Genomic DNA, 18,132 nt, shown 5'->3' with positions numbered 1-18,132 from the left:
TCGTGACGGATAATCCAAATAAAAAATCGCTGTGGGACAAAATCCACATCGACCCGGCCATGCTACTCATTCTGCTCGCCCTGTTGGTATACAGTGCGTTGGTCATCTGGAGCGCCAGCGGCCAGGACATCGGTATGATGGAGCGTAAGATCGGTCAGATTGCGATGGGTCTGGTGGTGATGGTGGTGATGGCGCAAATCCCGCCCCGCGTATACGAAGGCTGGGCGCCCTATCTCTATATCATCTGTATTATTCTGCTGGTCGCAGTAGATGCCTTTGGCGCGATCTCCAAGGGCGCACAGCGCTGGCTCGATCTCGGCATCGTCCGTTTCCAGCCGTCTGAAATCGCCAAAATTGCCGTACCGCTGATGGTGGCGCGCTTTATCAACCGTGACGTCTGTCCGCCGTCGCTGAAGAACACCGGGATCGCGCTGGTACTGATCTTCATGCCTACGCTGCTGGTCGCCGCGCAGCCTGACCTCGGTACCTCTATCCTGGTCGCCTTGTCCGGCCTGTTCGTGCTGTTCCTCTCCGGGCTGAGCTGGCGTTTGATTGGCATTGCGGTAGTGCTGCTGGCCGCCTTTATCCCAATCCTGTGGTTCTTCCTGATGCACGACTATCAACGCCAGCGCGTGATGATGCTGCTGGATCCCGAAAGCGATCCGCTCGGGGCAGGCTATCATATTATACAATCGAAGATTGCAATCGGGTCCGGCGGACTGCGCGGCAAAGGCTGGCTGCATGGCACCCAGTCGCAGCTCGAATTCCTGCCTGAACGCCATACCGACTTTATCTTTGCGGTTCTGGCAGAAGAGCTAGGACTGGTCGGGATTTTAATCCTGCTGGCGCTGTACATCCTGTTAATCATGCGTGGATTGTGGATTGCCGCGCGTGCACAAACCACCTTTGGCCGCGTGATGGCTGGCGGTTTGATGTTGATTTTATTCGTTTATGTTTTCGTAAATATTGGTATGGTGAGCGGAATTCTGCCTGTTGTAGGCGTACCGCTTCCGCTGGTGAGTTACGGAGGCTCGGCACTGATCGTGCTAATGGCCGGGTTTGGGATCGTGATGTCGATTCATACCCACAGAAAAATGTTGTCGAAGAGCGTATAAGGGGAACGCAATGCGCAAGCAGTGGATTGGGATCTGCATCGCCGCGAGTTTACTGGCGGCCTGTACAAGTGACGATGGTCAGCAGCAAGCCACCGTCGCACCGCCGCAGCCGGCAGTGTGTAATGGTCCGATTGTTGAGATTAGCGGGGCCGATCCGCGTTTCGAACCGCTGAGCGCAACCGCCAATCAGGATTACGAGCGTGACGGTAAAGGCTACAAAATCGTGCAGGATCCTTCACGCTTTAGCCAGGCCGGTCTGGCGGCCATTTATGATGCCGAACCGGGCAGTAACCTGACCGCAAGCGGCGAGCCCTTCGACCCGATGCAGTTGACGGCCGCCCACCCAACGCTGCCGATCCCGAGCTATGCGCGTATTACCAACCTGGCGAACGGCCGGATGATCGTCGTGCGCATTAACGATCGTGGCCCGTACGGTAACGATCGTGCCATCTCTCTTTCCCGCGCGGCGGCCGACCGTCTGAACACGTCGAATAACACCAAAGTGCGAATCGACCCGATTATTGTCGCCCAGGACGGGAGTCTGTCCGGCCCGGGTATGGCCTGTACTACTGTGGCTAAGCAGACCTATGCTCTGCCTGCGCGTCCTGACCTGAACAGCGGCATGGGCAGTGCCTCATCCGCTCCTGAGTCGATGCCTGCCCAGGGTGACGTGCGCGCCATTAGTAACGATACGCTGAAAAGCGAAGACAGCATGGGTGCACCCGTCAGCAGCAGCGGTTTCCTCGGCGCACCCACGACCCTTGCCTCTGGTGTACTCGAAGGCAGTGAACCCCCTGCCCCACAGCCGGTCGTTGCCGCACCGGTGACGCAAAATGCGCCTGTCACCGCACCAGGCTCCACCCAGACACCTGTTGCCGCGCCGGTTTCCGCCAGCGGCAATTTCGTCGTCCAGGTGGGTGCCGTCAGCGATCAAGCACGTGCCCAGCAGTATCAACAGCGCCTGAGCCAGCAATTTAGCGTGCCGGGCCGGGTTGAGCAAAATGGCGCCGTATGGCGTATCCAGCTCGGTCCATTTGCCAGCAAATCTGAGGCTGCATCCGTGCAACAACGTTTACAAAACGAAGCACAGTTGCAGTCCTTTATTGCTGTAATGAAATGATTAATCAGCGGTATCCGAATTGTCAGTATTTGTAATAGTGATTCACACTCTCATGCTGAAAGTCGGATGCCTGCCCCTATAGCATTTGCTATAGTAAGGCACTTTTTTTAATTCCATCACGGATGTCGTTGTTCTGACCATGAAGACCACTTTCTCCGCTCGTTTTATGCAGCGCATGGCGCTCGCTACGGCGCTTTGCGCAGCCTCGCTCTCTGTCGCGCACGCCGATGACCTGAATATCAAGACCATGATCCCAGGCGTTCCGCAGATCGACGCGGAATCCTACATCCTGATCGACTACAACTCCGGCAAAGTGTTGGCTGAACAGAACGCGGATTCACGACGCGACCCGGCCAGTCTGACCAAAATGATGACCAGCTACGTCATCGGTCAGGCCATGAAAGCAGGCAAATTCAAAGAGACTGACCTGGTCACCATCGGTAACGATGCGTGGGCAACCGGCAACCCGGTGTTCAAAGGTTCATCACTGATGTTCCTCAAGCCCGGGATGCAGGTGCCCGTCTCCCAGCTGATTCGTGGTATCAACCTGCAGTCCGGTAACGACGCCTGCGTGGCGATGGCCGATTTTGCTGCCGGAAGCCAGGATGCGTTCGTCGGTCTGATGAACAGCTACGTTAACGCACTGGGTCTGAAAAACAGCCACTTCCAGACGGTTCACGGCCTGGATGCAGACGGTCAGTACAGTTCCGCGCGCGACATGGCGTTGATTGGCCAGGCACTGATCCGCGACGTGCCGAATGAGTACACCATTTACAAAGAAAAAGAGTTCACCTTTAACGGAATCCGCCAGACTAACCGTAACGGTCTGCTATGGGATAACAGCCTGAACGTTGACGGCATCAAAACGGGCCATACCGATAAAGCCGGTTACAACCTGGTGGCGTCGGCCACCGAAGGCCAGATGCGTCTGATCTCTGCCGTGATGGGCGGACGCACCTTCAAAGGGCGTGAAACCGAGAGCAAGAAATTGCTGACCTGGGGCTTCCGCTTCTTCGAAACCGTTAACCCGCTGAAGGCAGGCAAAGAGTTCGCCTCTGAGCCGGTCTGGTTTGGTGATAACGATCGCGCTTCACTGGGTGTCGATAAAGACCTTTATCTGACTATCCCACGCGGTCGCATGAAAGATCTGAAAGCCAGCTATGTGCTGACCGCCAGCGAGCTGCACGCACCGCTGCAGAAAAACCAGGTGGTAGGCACTATCAACTTCCAGCTTGATGGCAAAACCATTGACCAGCGTCCGCTGGTGGTACTGGATGAAATCCCGGAAGGCAATTTCTTCGGCAAAATCATTGATTACATTAAATTGATGTTCCATCACTGGTTTGGTTAAAAATTGAACACTTGAAAGTGTGATTTCCATCCCCATATACTAGGTAACCTGATAACTCCCACCCGCTGTGGGAGTTATTCTTTTTTGACGTACTGCCGGAGTTGACATGAAAACCAAACTTAACGAACTGCTTGAATTCCCTACACCCTTTACTTACAAAGTAATGGGGCAGGCGTTGCCTGAGCTGGTTGATCAGGTGGTTGAAGTGGTCCAGCGTCATGCGCCGGGTGACTACTCTCCGACGGTCAAACCAAGCAGCAAAGGGAACTACCACTCGGTTTCCATCACCATTACCGCCACGCATATTGAGCAGGTCGAGACGCTGTACGAAGAGCTCGGTAACATCGATATCGTGCGTATGGTGCTGTAACGCTTTCGGTTACCCGCATCGTCGGGTAACCCGTTTCCCCTCTGTGATATACTCCCCGCTACTTTTTTTCTTCGTTTTGGAGATGTCGTTTTGAATCAGGATACCCTCCTTATCCGCCATCTTGGGCTTCAGCCCTATGAACCCATTTCCCGGTCCATGCATGATTTCACGGACACACGCGATGAAAACACGCAGGATGAAATCTGGCTGGTCGAGCATCCCCCTGTGTTTACCCAGGGTCAGGCAGGCAAAGCAGAACATCTGTTGATGACGGGTGATATCCCGGTGATCCAGAGCGATCGCGGGGGTCAGGTGACCTATCACGGACCGGGTCAGCAGGTGATGTATGTCCTGCTGAACCTGAAGCGTAGAAAGCTCGGCGTGCGTGACCTGGTGACGCTGCTTGAGCAGACGGTGGTCAATACGCTGGCAGAATTTGATATCGATGCACATCCTCGCGCAGATGCACCTGGCGTTTACGTTGGTGAAAAGAAAATTTGTTCACTCGGTTTGCGTATTCGTAAAGGCTGCTCATTCCATGGTCTTGCATTGAATATTAATATGGATCTGGCACCTTTCCAGCGCATCAACCCCTGTGGCTACGCGGGCATGGAAATGGCGCAAATGTGCCAATGGGCAGAGAACATCACGCCTGATATTGTGCGGCCTCATTTAGTACATGCTTTTTTAGCACTGCTAAACAATCCACCGCATGAATATATCACGGCTTAATAATCTTGCCTGGATGGCTCATTGCGTTGATGAGCCATTTTTATTTCACGGTATTTATACTTTACAATAATCCCCGCTTTCTATATTTTCAAACCCCTTACTTTTCGCATAAAAGCGTCACATCCTGGCATTTCTCGCCATCTGTGGAGACTTGGCTGCACAAAAGCCATACGGCAAAATCATTGTGTCAGGTTAGTAATTTATGGATAACAGTACAAATATAACAATAAGCACAATATTTGATTTCGACTAATATAAACATTGTGTATAAACATGGAGTATCAGCGTGGATCCTAAAGAATTTCCTGAGAAACGGTTGAGTGAGCCAGGCGGTGAGGCCAAACCACAAATATTTCGGACTTTACGCAATATTGACCTCAATTTATTGACCATTTTTGAGGCCGTCTATGTTCACAAAGGTATCGTTAACGCTGCGAAAATTCTTAATCTCACGCCGTCAGCAATAAGCCAGTCGATTCAAAAACTGCGCGCAATATTCCCCGATCCACTGTTTATCCGTAAAGGTCAGGGCGTCACCCCTACCGCCTATGCCACTCACCTGCACGAATATATCAGCCAGGGGCTGGAGTCTATTCTTGGCGCACTGGATCTTACTGGCAGTTATGATAAGCAGCGCACTATCACCATCGGCACCACCCCTTCTATCGGCGCACTGGTGATGCCGATTATTTACCAGGCGGTAAAGCGTGAGGCACCGCAGCTGTTGCTGCGCAACATTGCTATTGGCGATGGCGAAACGCAGCTGGGTCAGTTCCAGACCGACCTGATCGTGGACAGCAATACCCTAAACACGCGCGCGTTAAGCCACAACGTTCTGTTTACCGATCGGCTCCTGCTGGTGTGCCGTAAGCAGCATCCCGTCCTGAGCAAGACGGCGACAGTGGAAAATCTGCAAGAGTACGAGCAGACCCTGCTGGTGCTGGAAGGACAGAACATGAACGCATTGCGCCTGCGGGTTAACGACATTTTTCCGGAGCGTCAGGTCACCTTCAGCAGTTACAATATGTTTACGATTGCCGCCCTGATCGGCAGCAGCGATCTGATTGGCATCATCCCGGCGCGCCTGTTCAACCTGCTGCGCCAGTGCTGGCCGCTGGAACAGATCCCCTTCACGCCGTTGAATGAAGAAACCGTCGATATTTCGCTGTATTACAACAAACTGAGCCTGCGCGATCCGGTTCTCGAAAACGTCATTAATGTCATCAGCGAGGCGTTCTGATGCGCCCCCACACCCTGTGAGCCTGCGCTACGCAGGCCGAAAGGCACTAAACAACAACTATTTTACAATTTGGCGACCCGGCAGGCTGCTTTATCGGCCGTTTCAATGATATACTGCCTGTCGTTCATTCAAATATAGTTGATAAATACAACACTCCTTTGAATTGAAACGCTTTCCTTCGATATTCGCAACTGGAACACGCACGCTATGAGTAAACCCATTGTGATGGAACGCGGTGTTAAATACCGCGACGCCGATAAAATGGCCCTAATCCCGGTTAAAAACGTGGCTACGGAGCGCGAAGCGCTGTTAAGAAAACCGGCATGGATGAAAATCAAACTTCCGGCGGACTCTTCGCGTATTCAGGGAATCAAAGCGGCGATGCGCAAAAACGGCCTTCACTCCGTTTGTGAAGAAGCCTCCTGCCCTAACCTTGCTGAATGTTTTAACCACGGTACCGCAACGTTCATGATCCTTGGCGCCATTTGTACCCGCCGCTGCCCGTTCTGTGACGTTGCCCATGGTCGTCCTGTGACCCCTGATGTGAATGAACCGCAGAAGCTGGCACAGACGATCGCCGACATGGCCCTGCGCTACGTAGTGATCACCTCCGTTGACCGCGACGATCTGCGCGACGGCGGTGCCCAGCACTTTGCTGAATGTATCAGCGCCATTCGTGAAAAAAGCCCGAGCATCAAAATCGAAACGCTGGTGCCTGACTTCCGTGGCCGTATGGACCGTGCGCTGGATATTCTCAACGCCACGCCGCCAGACGTGTTCAACCACAACCTGGAAAACGTTCCGCGCCTGTATCGCCAGGTTCGTCCGGGCGCTGACTACAACTGGTCCCTTAAGCTGCTGGAGCGTTTTAAAGAAACGCACCCGGAGATCCCAACCAAGTCAGGTCTGATGGTGGGTCTGGGTGAAACCAACGCAGAGATCGTTGAAGTGATGCGCGACCTGCGTCGCCACGGCGTGACCATGCTAACGCTGGGCCAGTATCTCCAGCCGAGCCGTCACCACCTGCCGGTGCAGCGTTATGTGAGCCCGGAAGAGTTTGACGAAATGAAAGCCGAAGCGATGGCGATGGGCTTTACCCATGCTGCCTGCGGCCCGTTCGTGCGTTCGTCTTACCACGCCGATATGCAGGCGAAAGGCGAAGAGGTGAAGTAAGCCAGTCACATACGCTTACAGTTCACCCATAAAAAAACCGGCCAGAGCCGGTTTTTTTTATGCTACACGCCGTGAAGCGTTGCCGTTACTCTTTGTGAGAGAGTTTTTCGGCGGCAATATCAGCATCGGCCGTTTTCTTCGCCGTTGCATCGTCGTCATTCATCGCTTTTTTAAAGCCTTTAATGGCTGCACCCAGGTCTCCGCCCAGCGTACGTAACTTTTTGGTACCAAACAGCAGAACGACCAGCGCGGCCACTACCAGCAGTTTGGTAATACTAATCTCACCCATAGATACCTTCTTGACTTAAAACAGGCTGCGTTTCGTGCCGTAAAAACCCGAGAGTATTAACGGTCATTTGACGCCCGCACACAATAGCAATCTGTAACAAGGTGAATCAAGCCCTGTTTAAAAAACGTCATTGTAATTGCGGTGGTGCAAAGCGTCGGTTGCGCAGCACCGGTAATTGCTGGCGCGCAAGCGCGATGCGTGCCGGGCTTATCTCCGCAATCAACAGCGCGGGCGCTTCTGCCGCAGCCGCGACCGTCACCCCCATCGGGTCGATAATACGGCTCTGGCCTATATTTTTGTTACCGCACTCCCCGGCCGCCACCATATAACAGGTGGTATCCAACGCGCGGGCGGCCAGCAGCGTGGCCCAGTGATGTTCCTTTAGCGGCCCCCTGACCCAGGCTGCGGGCAGCACCAGCACCTCAGCACCGGCCAGCGCCAGATTCAAGGCCATTTCCGGGAAGCGTAAATCGTAGCAGGTCATTAACCCCAGGTGGATCCCGTCGATCTCAATCAGCGGCGGGACTATCTTCCCCGCATCCACCAGCCTGGATTCCTGAATACTGAACGCATCGTAAAGATGTAGCTTGGCATACTGCTCAACGATGTTCCCGGCACGCAGTACCACCAGAGTGTTGATCGCCCGGCCAGCGGTTGACGGGACATGCACGGTCAACACGGTCGTCAGATTATTACACGCACTCTCTTCCAGAAGCCTGGTTAAAAAACCGCCGTCAAGCAGCTGCGCCGATTTCACCGACAGATCAGGATCGTTATCATCCCGCGCCAGTAGCGCTTCGGGCAGCACCAGCAGCGATGCGCCCTGCTGATGTGCCTGATTCATCAGCGAGACGCAGGTTTCGGCATTGTTTTGCCAGTCCGCTGATACCGCAAATTGTCCAACCGCCACGTACATATTTTCACCCTGCCTCAAACGGCGTTACACTGATTGCTCTTATACATCAAACAGCAGGTACTGTTCGTGTTTCAACTACTTTTAGCCGTTTTTATCGGCGGGGGCACAGGAAGTGTCGCACGCTGGCTGTTGAGCATCCGCTTCAACACCATGCATCACATGATCCCTGTCGGCACGCTGACGGCCAACCTTATCGGTGCCTTTATCATTGGCCTGGGTCTGGCATGGTTTAACAGAATGACCCACATCGACCCAGTGTGGAAGCTGCTGATCACCACTGGTTTTTGCGGGGGCCTGACCACATTTTCCACCTTCTCGGCCGAAGTGGTGTTTCTGCTGCAGGATGGACGCGCTGCGTGGGCGTTGCTCAATATCGCGGTCAACCTGCTGGGGTCACTGATGATGACCGCGCTCGCATTTTGGTTAATTTCTGCGGTTAATGCTCACTAAAACAGGCGGGCGTTAATGTTAGCTTAATTTTTCTCTGGCACCCTTGAGGCAATATAACGAAAGGGTGACGTAATGAAAGAGAATATGGTCAGCGCAGGAATGGTGGTGTTAAGTGTATTAATCGTCGCCAGCTTTGTGAAAATTTATATGTTCGGCTGATGCAGAACGAAAAAAACCCGCTCATTGAGCGGGTTTTGAATTCTTGCTGGTCTCGTCTGAATTACAGAGCGATGACGTTAGCAGCAGAAGGGCCTTTGGCACCGTTAGTGATTTCGAACTCAACGCGCTGGCCTTCAGCCAGGGTTTTGAAACCATTAGTCTGGATTGCAGAGAAGTGTACGAACACATCTTTGCTGCCATCTTCCGGAGTAATGAAACCGAATCCTTTGGATTCATTAAACCACTTAACGTTACCTTTAATCTTAGACATCAAAATTACCTTTACATGAAAAATGGACACAAATGCTGTGTCGGGTATCAGTACAACAATTGTGAGCGGTTTTGTCCAGCGCCTTTTTGAAGAAAAGTGACAAAAGTCGCGTTAATTTTCGGAGGGCAATTTTTATTCTTTACTATTCAAAGTGTGGCTATTAAATCACCAATACGTAAAGTTTTTTCAGTTAAAACTGAAAGCGCATCCAGGCAAAGAAGACGTTACCGTTGTTATAGGTTCCCGGTATGTAAGTCATCTGGAAGGTTGCCGGACCATATCCCACGGAGGCCAGAGGCAACACCAGCGGTACAGGGATGTAATTCCAGTTATCACGCGCCGTCACGGCCGCGGTAAATCCGGCACCCAGATGGAAATTCTCATCGGCGAGTGGACGCCAGGTTTTTTCCCAACCGTAGCCGCCAATCGGCTCCCACTTGTTGTACGAGTCTTTGAATGCCATGACGTACAGGCCATGCCAGTTGCCCTTTTCATCCCAGCGCGACTGGCCAAATCCCGCGCCCCACGGACGCTCGTTGTAGCGATCGGTTTTCTCTTTATCGTAGGCAAAGCGGGCATGCCAGGTGATCGCCGGCACATACAGATCGTAATGCTGGGGCTGTTCCCAGGTCGTTTTCGCATTATTACCGACGGTTTTTACCCAGTCTCTAAAGGGCTTTACTTTATCGGCAATAGCATGGGCCGGAAAAGTCACCGGCCCTAAAATAAAAGTAAAAATCAGTAAATATTTATTAATTATTGTCACAATACCATTACCACTTTTATATACGGTACCTATACCGGCATAGAATAGTTGAATGACATCGCAACACCATTGGTTGAAATCTGAATTATTAAGCGTAATTAATCAGAATACTCCTGGGGGAGTAAGAATGCGCCGCCAATATTGACAGCGCATAAGTGAAAAATTAACGCTGATGCAATAGCTTATAGAGCGCAGGAATAACCAGCATTGATAACAACGGCGCACTGACCATCCCACCGATCATCGGGGCAGCGATGCGCTGCATCACCTCTGCACCGCTGCCGCCGCCCCACATCACGGGTAACAGCCCTGCCATGATGGTGGCGACGGTCATCACTTTAGGGCGCACGCGCAGGACCGCGCCTTCATGAATCGCACGCATCAGCTGCGCGTTTCCACCGTGGAGATCGCGGGTATGATATTTATCCAGCGCCTGATTGAGATACAATACCATAATAACGCCGAACTCCGCCGAGACGCCGGCAAGGGCAATAAATCCAACGGCTCCCGCCACCGATAGATTATAATCCAGCAGCCATAACAGCCAGACACCACCAATCAGAGAAAAAGGCAATGTCCCCATAATCATAAGCACATCTGAAATACGTTTGAAGGTTAGCCACAGCAGCACAAAAATAATCATCAAGGTGATTGGCAGAACTATTTTCAGCTTCGCCGTAGCCCGCTCAAGATATTCAAACTGCCCGGACCAGGCAAGCGTGATCCCCTGCGGCAGCGTCACCTGCTCCGCTACGCGCTGCTGCATCTCTTCCACGGCTGACTTCAGATCCCGGCCCCGCAGATCGACGTATATCCAGTTCGAGAGGCGCGCATTTTCACTTTTCAGCATCGGCGGCCCCTCGGTCACAACAATATCCGCCAGCTCCCCGAGCGCAATCTGACTGCCATTGGCCGCCACCATCGGCAGTGCCCGCAGCTTATCGACGCTGTCCCGGCTGTCGCGTGGATAGCGCAGATTGATGGGATAGCGCTCGCGTCCGAGGATCACCTCTCCCACGTTATCCCCACCCACCAGCGTCGCTACCAGGCTTTGCAGTTCATCCACCGAGACGCCGTAACGCGCGGCCTTCTGGCGATCGATGCGGATATCCACATAGCGCCCGCCCGCCAGCCGCTCCGCCAGAGCCGAAGTGACGCCCGGCACCTGCTTCACCACCAGCTCAATCTGCTGGGCAATGCGCTCGATGTCGGCAAGATTGCTGCCGTTCACCTTGATCCCCACCGGACTCTTTATTCCGGTCGCCAGCATGTCGAGCCGGTTACGCACCGGCGGTACCCAGACGTTGGCAATCCCCGGCACCGAGACGGTACGATCCAGCTCCTCAACTAACTTCTCCGGCGTCATTCCGGCTCGCCACTGTTCCCTGGGCTTAAAGTGAATGGTCGTTTCCAGCATCGTGAGCGGCGCGGGATCGGTAGCCGTCTCCGCGCGCCCGGCCTTACCAAACACCGTCGCCACCTCCGGCACGCTTTTAATCAGCCTGTCGGTCTGCTGCAGCAGGCGGGCCGCTTCCCGGGCGGAGATCCCCGGCAGGGTTGATGGCATATACAGCAGGTCACCTTCGTTGAGCGGCGGCATAAATTCGCTCCCCAGCTGACTCAGCGGCCAGAGCGTCGCCAGCAGCAACACGCCCGCCCACGTCAGCGTCGCTTTCGGAAAGCGCAGCACCCTGTCCAGCAGCGGCTCGTACAGGCGGATCAGCACCCGGTTGATCGGGTTCGCTTTTTCATCTGGAATACGTCCACGAATGAAATAGCCCATCAGCACCGGCACCAGGGTGATGCCCAGCCCTGCCGCCACCGCCATCGCCCAGGTTTTGGTGAACGCCAGCGGGGCAAACATTCGCCCTTCCTGCGCCTCGAGTGAAAATACCGGAATAAACGACAGGGTGATGATCAGCAGGCTGCAGAATAGCGCCGGTCCCACCTCGACAGCCGCACGCTCCGCCAGACGCCAGTAGTCACCCGAGTTCGGCTCCTGACCGGGGTTATCGTGACGCCACTGTTCCAGCACCTTGTGCATGTTCTCGATCATCACAATCGCCGCATCGACCATCGCCCCAATGGCGATGGCAATTCCCCCCAGCGACATGATATTGGCGTTGATCCCCTGATAGTGCATGACCACAAACGCGCCCAGGATGCCCAACGGCAGCGAAACCACCGCCACCAGCGCCGAACGGAAGTGGAACAGGAACAGGACGCAGACCACCACCACAACCACGAACTCCTCCAGCAGCTTGTGGGTCAGAGTTTTGACGGAGTCCTCAATCAGCGCAGAGCGGTCGTACACCGGCACAATCTCCACCCCTTGCGGCAAGGTTTTTTGCAGCTCGCTTAGCTTCGCTTTGACCGCATGCAGCGTCTGGAGCGCATTCTGGCCGTAGCGCATCACCACCACGCCACCGGCCACTTCGCCCTCGCCATTCAGCTCGGCCACGCCGCGGCGTATCTCCGGGCCGTAGCCGACGCTCGCCACATCGCCGAGCAGCACCGGCACGCCTTCACGGCTTTCGATCACCACGTTGCGAAAATCCTCCAGCGAGCGCAAATAGCCCGTGGTGCGCACCATGAACTCCGCCTCGCCCCTCTCCAACAGCGCCCCGCCGCCCTCCTTATTGGCCGCCTGCAGGGCTGCGACGATCTGCCCGTGGGTGATGTTCAGGGCCCGCATTTTTGCCGGATCGGCAATTACCTGATACTGGCGCACCATGCCGCCGATACTGGCCACTTCCGAGACATTGGCCACGCTTTTCAGCTCGAACTTCAGGGTCCAGTCCTGCAGCGCACGTAAATCAGCCAGGCTATGCTTGCCGCTGCGATCGACAAGGGCATATTCGTAGATCCAACCCACCCCGGTGGCATCGGGGCCCAGCGAGACGTTCACCCCCGCCGGAAGCTGGGACTGCACCTGGCTCAGGTATTCCAGCACCCGCGAGCGTGCCCAGTACAGGTCGGTGCCGTCCTCAAACAGCACGTAGACGTAAGCATCGCCAAACATCGAAAAACCGCGCACGGTTTTCGCCCCAGGCACCGAGAGCATCGACGTCGTCAGCGGCCAGGTGACCTGATCCTCAATCACCTGCGGCGCTTTGCCCGGGAAGCTGGCGCGCACAATTACCTGCACGTCAGAGAGATCCGGCAGGGCATCCAGCGGGGCGCGTTGCACCGCCCAGATCCCCCAGCCCGCCATCATCAGGGCTGCAAGGATCACCAGCAGCCGGTTACGCAGTGAGGCTCTGATTACCGCCGCGATCATTTCGCCACCTCCGGCAGCGCGCTGCGCAGGCTGGCTTCAGAGTCAATCAGGAACTGCCCGGAGCTCACCACGCTATCCCCCTCCTTCATGCCAGAACGGATCTCGGTCCAGCCCTGGGCGGTAAGCCCGGTCTCCACCACCACCGGCTGAAAATAGCCGTTACCGCTGGCAAGCAGCAGACGTTTTGCGCTTCCGGTATCGATAACCGCCTCTTCCGGTACCGCCAGCACCGGTGCGCTCAACAGGGATTGCGCCCGGGAGACGCTCAGGAACATGCCGGGTTTCAGCTTGTGCTGCGGGTTATCCACCAGGATACGGGCTTTCAGCGTACGGGTGGCGGTGTCCATCTGCGGCAACACTTCGCTGACCCGCCCCGGAAAACGCTCACCCGGCCAGCTCTCAGACGTCGCGATCAGCTCGCTGCCCACGCTCAGGGCCTGCGCCTGCGACTGGGGATAATCAATCACCAACCAGACCGGGTCGAGACGCGCCATTTCAAACAGCGAGGTCATCGCCGCCACCTGCGCCCCTTCACGCACGTCCAGTTTTGCGACGTAGCCTGCATGCTGCGATCTGAGCGTCAACGAGGTCTGGGGCTTCCCGCTGCGATCCAGGGCGCGGATCACCTCCTCGGGCATAAACTGCAGCTGCAGCCGTTCCCGGGCCGCGCGGGTTAACGCCGCATCACCCAGCGCGCGCACCGCCAGATACTCCTGCTGAGCCTGGGTCCACTGGGGGATCCACAGCTGGGCCAGCGGCTCACCGGCTTTAACCTGCTGGAGCGGCGCACGGACGTACAGTTTTGCTACCACTCCGGCTGCGGGGGCGGCGATCACCGTGATGCTGCGTTCATCCGGGGCGATGGTGGCAAACGCCCGGAACGGGGATTCCAGCTGGCGCCTCTGCACCTGCACGGTTTTCATGCCCAGATTTTGCTGCTGGGCGGCGCTGATCCCCACCCCTGGCGTCTCATCGACTTCATCGGCATAGCGCGGGACCAGATCCATCTCCATAAACGGCGAGCGCCCCGGTTTATCGAAGCGCTGACCCGGTACCATTGGGTCGTACCAGTAAAGCACTTTTCGCTCGGCGGGTGCGGGTGCTGCGACGACGTGGGATGACTGGCGCAGTCCCGCGTAATAGCCTCCTGCTACCAGCATCAGCGCCAGCAGTACGGCAAAGCCTGTTTTAATCTTCATGCTAACTCCTGCGGGATTAACCATTGGATCGCCGCCCAGGTTCGCGCCATCTCGCGCTCGGCCTGATTGACCGCCAGTTCACTGTCGAGCACGCTGCGCCGGGCCTCAAGCAGCGCGGGCAGCTCGGACTGACCGGCGCGGTATTGCGCCGTCAGCAACGCCAGACGTTGATGCTGCAGGGGCAGGATCTCGTCGCGCTGACGCTGCCACAGGGCTTGCGCGGCCTGATACTGCGCCACCAGCGACTGCACCTGGGCGATATGCGCGCGCTTAATCAGCGTGAGCTCGTCTACCGCCTGCAAAGAGCGGGAGACATCTGCGGCATAGTCTTTGTCCTGGCGTCGCGACTGGAACAGCGGCAGATCGACCGTGAACATCACCCCGGCCATATCGTCATACCCTTCGGCGCGATGAGCGTAGAAAACCTCCACATCCACGTCGGGAAGGGCTGCCACCGCCGACTGCGCCGAGCGGGCTTTTGCCGTTTCGGCTTCACGCAGCGCGGCTTCAACCTCCGGGTGACGCGTAATGGCCTCTTCCAGCTGGCTGACCTCGGCCGGTAGCCGCTGATAGCGCGGCAGCGGTCCGCCGACGTCGTCAATCCCCTGGCCGGTTAGCTGCAGCAGCTGGCTTTGCGCCAGCTGAACATCCCGCTTCGCCAGCGTGACTTTGTCCCGCATCGCGCTGAGCGCCATCCTCAGGGTCAGGACGCTGTCCGGGGTGGCACTGCCCGCCCCAACGCTGGCCTTTTGCAGAGGGAACTGACGCTCGGTTTCGTTAACCAGCCGGGTGGCGGTTTTCAGCGCCTGCTGCGCCAGGGCCAGATCCAGCCACGCCTGAGCGGTGTCACGCTGAAGACCCGCGCGCACCGCCTCGCCTTTTGCCAGCACGCCCCGGGCCTGCGCCTGCAGGGTCTGGGCTTTACGCTCCCGCTTTTCGTGGCTGACGTAGCTCTGCATGATCCCGACCCGCTGCATGGTCATCCCTTCGCGGGTCAGCCGCTGGTCGTTACTGCCCTGAACGGGCACGTTTTCGATGCCGAATTTCAGTTTGGGATCGGGTAACTGGGTGGCGGAATCCGCCATCGCATCCAGCGCCTGAGCCTCGTTACGGCTGGCGGAGAGGGCCGCTGAATAGCGTTGTGCTTCGGTCAGGGTTTGCTCTAGCGTCCACGGCGCGGCCTGCCCGGCGGCACTGATAAGCCCGAGCATCACCCCACCGAGCCACATGCTCAGTGTCTGTTTTTTCATGGGATCCTCGCCTTAGCGCAGCGGCGTGAGCGAGATTATCTGAAAGCCGTCACCCGCCCGCACCAGCGTGAATGTCACTTGCTCGCCCGGTTTAATGGCGCGCAGATCGACATCAGCGGATAAGGCAAACGGCATGGTCATGGCGGGCCATTTCAGCGCCGGGATAGCCTCATGCTGGATCACCACCGACTGGGGGGCAATCTTCTGCACAACGCCCTGGCCCTGCCACTGCTGGCCGGTCGGAGAGACACTCGCGTTCGCCTGAACGGAAAGGAAAGAAACGGAAAGGCACGCGCCAAGCAGCGCGGAAAAGAGTAAAGCACGCATGATAAAGCTCCTGTTAAACGTAAATTAGAATTAAATCAACTAATTAACAGGTTTTTATTCCCGAAACCGGCAATAGCGAATCGTTGCCGGTGGCCCCACGGCAGGCGGGGTGACGACCCGGGATGACGCAGTATGTTCCACGCAGTCCGGGGCATTGAGGGTTACCGTCATGGCGGCAGGAAGGGCCGTCAGCTGTGGATGACCGGAATCTTTTTGTACCTGATCCGGGACGCAGTGCTTTTCACACAGGCCCGAAGACGACGGCGCAGCGTGATGCTGCGGCATTGTCATCATCTCCATATGCTGGAGCGTGGCCGTCTCACCGCGTAAATCGATTGTGCAATCGTGCGAGGCAACCGCCACCTGACTCTGGATCAGCAGCCAGCCGAAGGCCAACATCAGCGTGAGCAGATGTTTCTTCAAAAAGCGCAGGCGATAAATCCAGCTGGCGGACATGGCGGCATCTAAGGTGGCAAAAAGAGGCCCGAGTATAAGCAGGGATATTTCTACAGCTCAAGTCATTTAACGTTATTTACGTTTTAAGCCCGCGCGAGAAGCGTAAATTATTGGCGAACGCCCCTTTAGTAGTAGATTTATTGATTTTAGTCAGCAATGCTGGCGCAATATTTGGGCACATTTTGTCACCTTATTTTATTGCTTATTTATCCTTGCGCTCTGGGGCGTCGGGAGACAGGGGAATTCATGCAAATCTTCATCGAGCTACTCATTGGGGTAGTGGTCATTGTTGGCGTCGCGCGCTACATCATCAAAGGCTATTCCGCGACCGGCGTATTATTCGTCGGCGGTCTGGCGTTACTGATTATCAGCGCCCTGATGGGCCATAAGGTACTGCCAGCCAGCGCCACCAGCACGGGCTACACCGCCACGGATATCGTCGAGTACATCAAAATCCTGCTGATGAGCCGCGGTGGCGATCTTGGGATGATGATCATGATGCTCTGCGGGTTTGCCGCCTACATGACCCATATCGGCGCCAATGATATGGTCGTGAAGCTGGCCTCGAAGCCGCTGAGCTACATCAACTCCCCTTATCTGCTGATGATTGCCGCCTATTTCGTTGCCTGCCTGATGTCGCTGGCAGTCTCCTCGGCAACCGGCCTTGGCGTGTTGCTGATGGCGACCCTGTTCCCGGTAATGGTTAACGTGGGCATCAGCCGCGGCGCGGCGGCGGCCATTTGTGCCTCCCCGGCGGCCATTATTCTCTCCCCGACCTCCGGTGACGTGGTGCTGGCGGCCAAAGCGGCCGAGATGCCGCTGATCGACTTCGCCTTCAAAACCACCTTGCCAATCTCCATCGCCGCTATTATCGGCATGGCCGTGGCGCACTTCTTCTGGCAACGCTATCTCGATAAAAAAGAGAACATCTCCCACGAGAGACTCGACGTCAGCGAAATCACCACCACCGCACCTTCCTTCTACGCCATCCTGCCGTTTACACCGATAATCGGGGTACTGATTTTCGACGGCAAATGGGGCCCGGAACTGCACATCATCACCATTCTGGTGATCTGCATGCTGCTGGCGGCGATCCTGGAATTTGTGCGTAGCTTCAATACCCAGAACGTATTCAGCGGGCTGGAAGTGGCCTATCGCGGGATGGCGGATGCCTTCGCCGGCGTGGTGATGCTGCTGGTAGCCGCCGGTGTCTTTGCCCAGGGGCTGAGCACCATCGGCTTTATTCAGAGCCTGATCGCCATCGCCACCTCTTTCGGTTCGGCGAGTATCATCCTGATGCTGGTGCTGGTGGTCCTGACCATGCTGGCGGCGATGACCACCGGTTCCGGTAACGCACCGTTCTATGCCTTCGTGGAGATGATCCCGAAACTGGCGCACTCCTCCGGTATTAACCCGGCTTACCTGACCATTCCGATGCTGCAGGCCTCCAACCTGGGCCGTACCATTTCGCCTGTTTCAGGCGTTGTGGTCGCGGTGGCCGGGATGGCAAAAATCTCACCTTTTGAAGTGGTGAAACGCACCTCCGTTCCGGTGCTGGTCGGGCTGCTGATCGTAATTATCGCCACCGAAGTGCTGGTGCCTGGCACCGCCGTCGGTTAACACCCTTCCCCGCATAAAGCGCCTACGGGCGCTTTTTGTGCTTTAATA

Annotated in this window: 18 protein-coding genes; 9 read left to right on the top strand and 9 right to left on the bottom strand. The window is 56.1% G+C overall.

What is annotated here, in order from left to right; translation table 11 throughout:
• The first annotated feature begins 2 nt into the window (after window positions 1–2).
• The 7 genes from mrdB (at window position 3) to lipA (ending at window position 7,101) form a co-directional block, all read left to right on the top strand.
• The gene (gene mrdB, locus M8014_RS16855; protein ID WP_271283545.1) at window positions 3–1,115 is read left to right on the top strand and encodes a peptidoglycan glycosyltransferase MrdB; all 1,113 of its coding nucleotides are present in this window, start codon (window positions 3–5) and stop codon (window positions 1,113–1,115) included.
• Window positions 1,116–1,125: 10 nt separating this feature from the next.
• A complete protein-coding gene (rlpA, locus tag M8014_RS16850; protein WP_271283544.1) occupies window positions 1,126–2,235 on the top strand; it encodes an endolytic peptidoglycan transglycosylase RlpA in 1,110 nt (369 codons plus the stop codon).
• A 139-nt stretch (window positions 2,236–2,374) separates the two neighbouring features.
• Window positions 2,375–3,586 (top strand): D-alanyl-D-alanine carboxypeptidase DacA, encoded by a 1,212-nt coding sequence (dacA, locus tag M8014_RS16845; protein ID WP_271283543.1) that lies wholly within the window; start codon window positions 2,375–2,377, stop codon window positions 3,584–3,586.
• 106 nt (window positions 3,587–3,692) lie between these two features.
• Complete coding sequence (gene ybeD, locus M8014_RS16840) at window positions 3,693–3,956, top strand: DUF493 family protein YbeD (protein ID WP_003022706.1); 264 nt, start codon at window positions 3,693–3,695, stop codon at window positions 3,954–3,956.
• A 90-nt stretch (window positions 3,957–4,046) separates the two neighbouring features.
• Window positions 4,047–4,688, top strand: a complete 642-nt coding sequence (lipB, locus tag M8014_RS16835) for a lipoyl(octanoyl) transferase LipB (protein WP_271283542.1) — start codon at window positions 4,047–4,049, stop codon at window positions 4,686–4,688.
• Window positions 4,689–4,974: 286 nt separating this feature from the next.
• A complete protein-coding gene (locus M8014_RS16830) occupies window positions 4,975–5,928 on the top strand; it encodes a YbeF family transcriptional regulator (protein ID WP_271283541.1) in 954 nt (317 codons plus the stop codon).
• A 207-nt stretch (window positions 5,929–6,135) separates the two neighbouring features.
• Window positions 6,136–7,101, top strand: a complete 966-nt coding sequence (gene lipA, locus M8014_RS16825) for a lipoyl synthase (protein ID WP_271283540.1) — start codon at window positions 6,136–6,138, stop codon at window positions 7,099–7,101.
• Between the two features lie 85 nt (window positions 7,102–7,186).
• Here the strand turns inward: lipA and tatE are convergent, their stop codons facing one another.
• Both tatE and M8014_RS16815 read right to left on the bottom strand, forming a co-directional pair.
• Window positions 7,187–7,390: a twin-arginine translocase subunit TatE gene (tatE, locus tag M8014_RS16820; RefSeq protein ID WP_039031370.1), complete on the bottom strand. Its 204-nt coding sequence runs from the start codon at window positions 7,388–7,390 to the stop codon at window positions 7,187–7,189.
• 127 nt (window positions 7,391–7,517) lie between these two features.
• The gene (locus M8014_RS16815) at window positions 7,518–8,306 is read right to left on the bottom strand and encodes a deaminated glutathione amidase (RefSeq protein WP_271283539.1); all 789 of its coding nucleotides are present in this window, start codon (window positions 8,304–8,306) and stop codon (window positions 7,518–7,520) included.
• 66 nt (window positions 8,307–8,372) lie between these two features.
• Here M8014_RS16815 and crcB point away from each other — a divergent pair, with 66 nt between their 5' ends.
• Window positions 8,373–8,756, top strand: a complete 384-nt coding sequence (gene crcB, locus M8014_RS16810) for a fluoride efflux transporter CrcB (protein ID WP_271283538.1) — start codon at window positions 8,373–8,375, stop codon at window positions 8,754–8,756.
• 220 nt (window positions 8,757–8,976) lie between these two features.
• Here the strand turns inward: crcB and cspE are convergent, their stop codons facing one another.
• From cspE to M8014_RS16775, 7 genes are all read right to left on the bottom strand, one after another.
• A complete protein-coding gene (gene cspE, locus M8014_RS16805) occupies window positions 8,977–9,186 on the bottom strand; it encodes a transcription antiterminator/RNA stability regulator CspE (RefSeq protein ID WP_000034825.1) in 210 nt (69 codons plus the stop codon).
• 190 nt (window positions 9,187–9,376) lie between these two features.
• Window positions 9,377–9,955 (bottom strand): lipid IV(A) palmitoyltransferase PagP, encoded by a 579-nt coding sequence (pagP, locus tag M8014_RS16800; RefSeq protein ID WP_418939615.1) that lies wholly within the window; start codon window positions 9,953–9,955, stop codon window positions 9,377–9,379.
• A 160-nt stretch (window positions 9,956–10,115) separates the two neighbouring features.
• Complete coding sequence (locus M8014_RS16795; RefSeq protein WP_271283536.1) at window positions 10,116–13,232, bottom strand: efflux RND transporter permease subunit; 3,117 nt, start codon at window positions 13,230–13,232, stop codon at window positions 10,116–10,118.
• On the bottom strand, window positions 13,229–14,431 hold the full coding sequence (locus tag M8014_RS16790; protein WP_271283535.1) for an efflux RND transporter periplasmic adaptor subunit: 1,203 nt from the start codon (window positions 14,429–14,431) through the stop codon (window positions 13,229–13,231). Before M8014_RS16790 ends, M8014_RS16795 begins: the two co-directional genes overlap by 4 nt.
• Window positions 14,428–15,681 (bottom strand): TolC family protein, encoded by a 1,254-nt coding sequence (locus M8014_RS16785; RefSeq protein WP_271283534.1) that lies wholly within the window; start codon window positions 15,679–15,681, stop codon window positions 14,428–14,430. Before M8014_RS16785 ends, M8014_RS16790 begins: the two co-directional genes overlap by 4 nt.
• 12 nt (window positions 15,682–15,693) lie before the next feature.
• Complete coding sequence (locus M8014_RS16780; protein WP_271283533.1) at window positions 15,694–16,008, bottom strand: copper-binding protein; 315 nt, start codon at window positions 16,006–16,008, stop codon at window positions 15,694–15,696.
• Window positions 16,009–16,062: 54 nt separating this feature from the next.
• Window positions 16,063–16,464: a hypothetical protein gene (locus M8014_RS16775; protein WP_271283532.1), complete on the bottom strand. Its 402-nt coding sequence runs from the start codon at window positions 16,462–16,464 to the stop codon at window positions 16,063–16,065.
• 246 nt (window positions 16,465–16,710) lie between these two features.
• Here M8014_RS16775 and dcuC point away from each other — a divergent pair, with 246 nt between their 5' ends.
• Window positions 16,711–18,084 (top strand): anaerobic C4-dicarboxylate transporter DcuC, encoded by a 1,374-nt coding sequence (gene dcuC, locus M8014_RS16770; RefSeq protein WP_271283531.1) that lies wholly within the window; start codon window positions 16,711–16,713, stop codon window positions 18,082–18,084.
• Window positions 18,085–18,132 lie beyond the last annotated feature (48 nt).

It is taken from the genome of Silvania hatchlandensis (assembly GCF_025564065.1).
In the GTDB taxonomy this organism is placed as follows: Bacteria; Pseudomonadota; Gammaproteobacteria; order Enterobacterales; family Enterobacteriaceae; genus Enterobacter; species Enterobacter hatchlandensis.
This window is presented reverse-complemented; position numbering and strand designations above follow the sequence as displayed.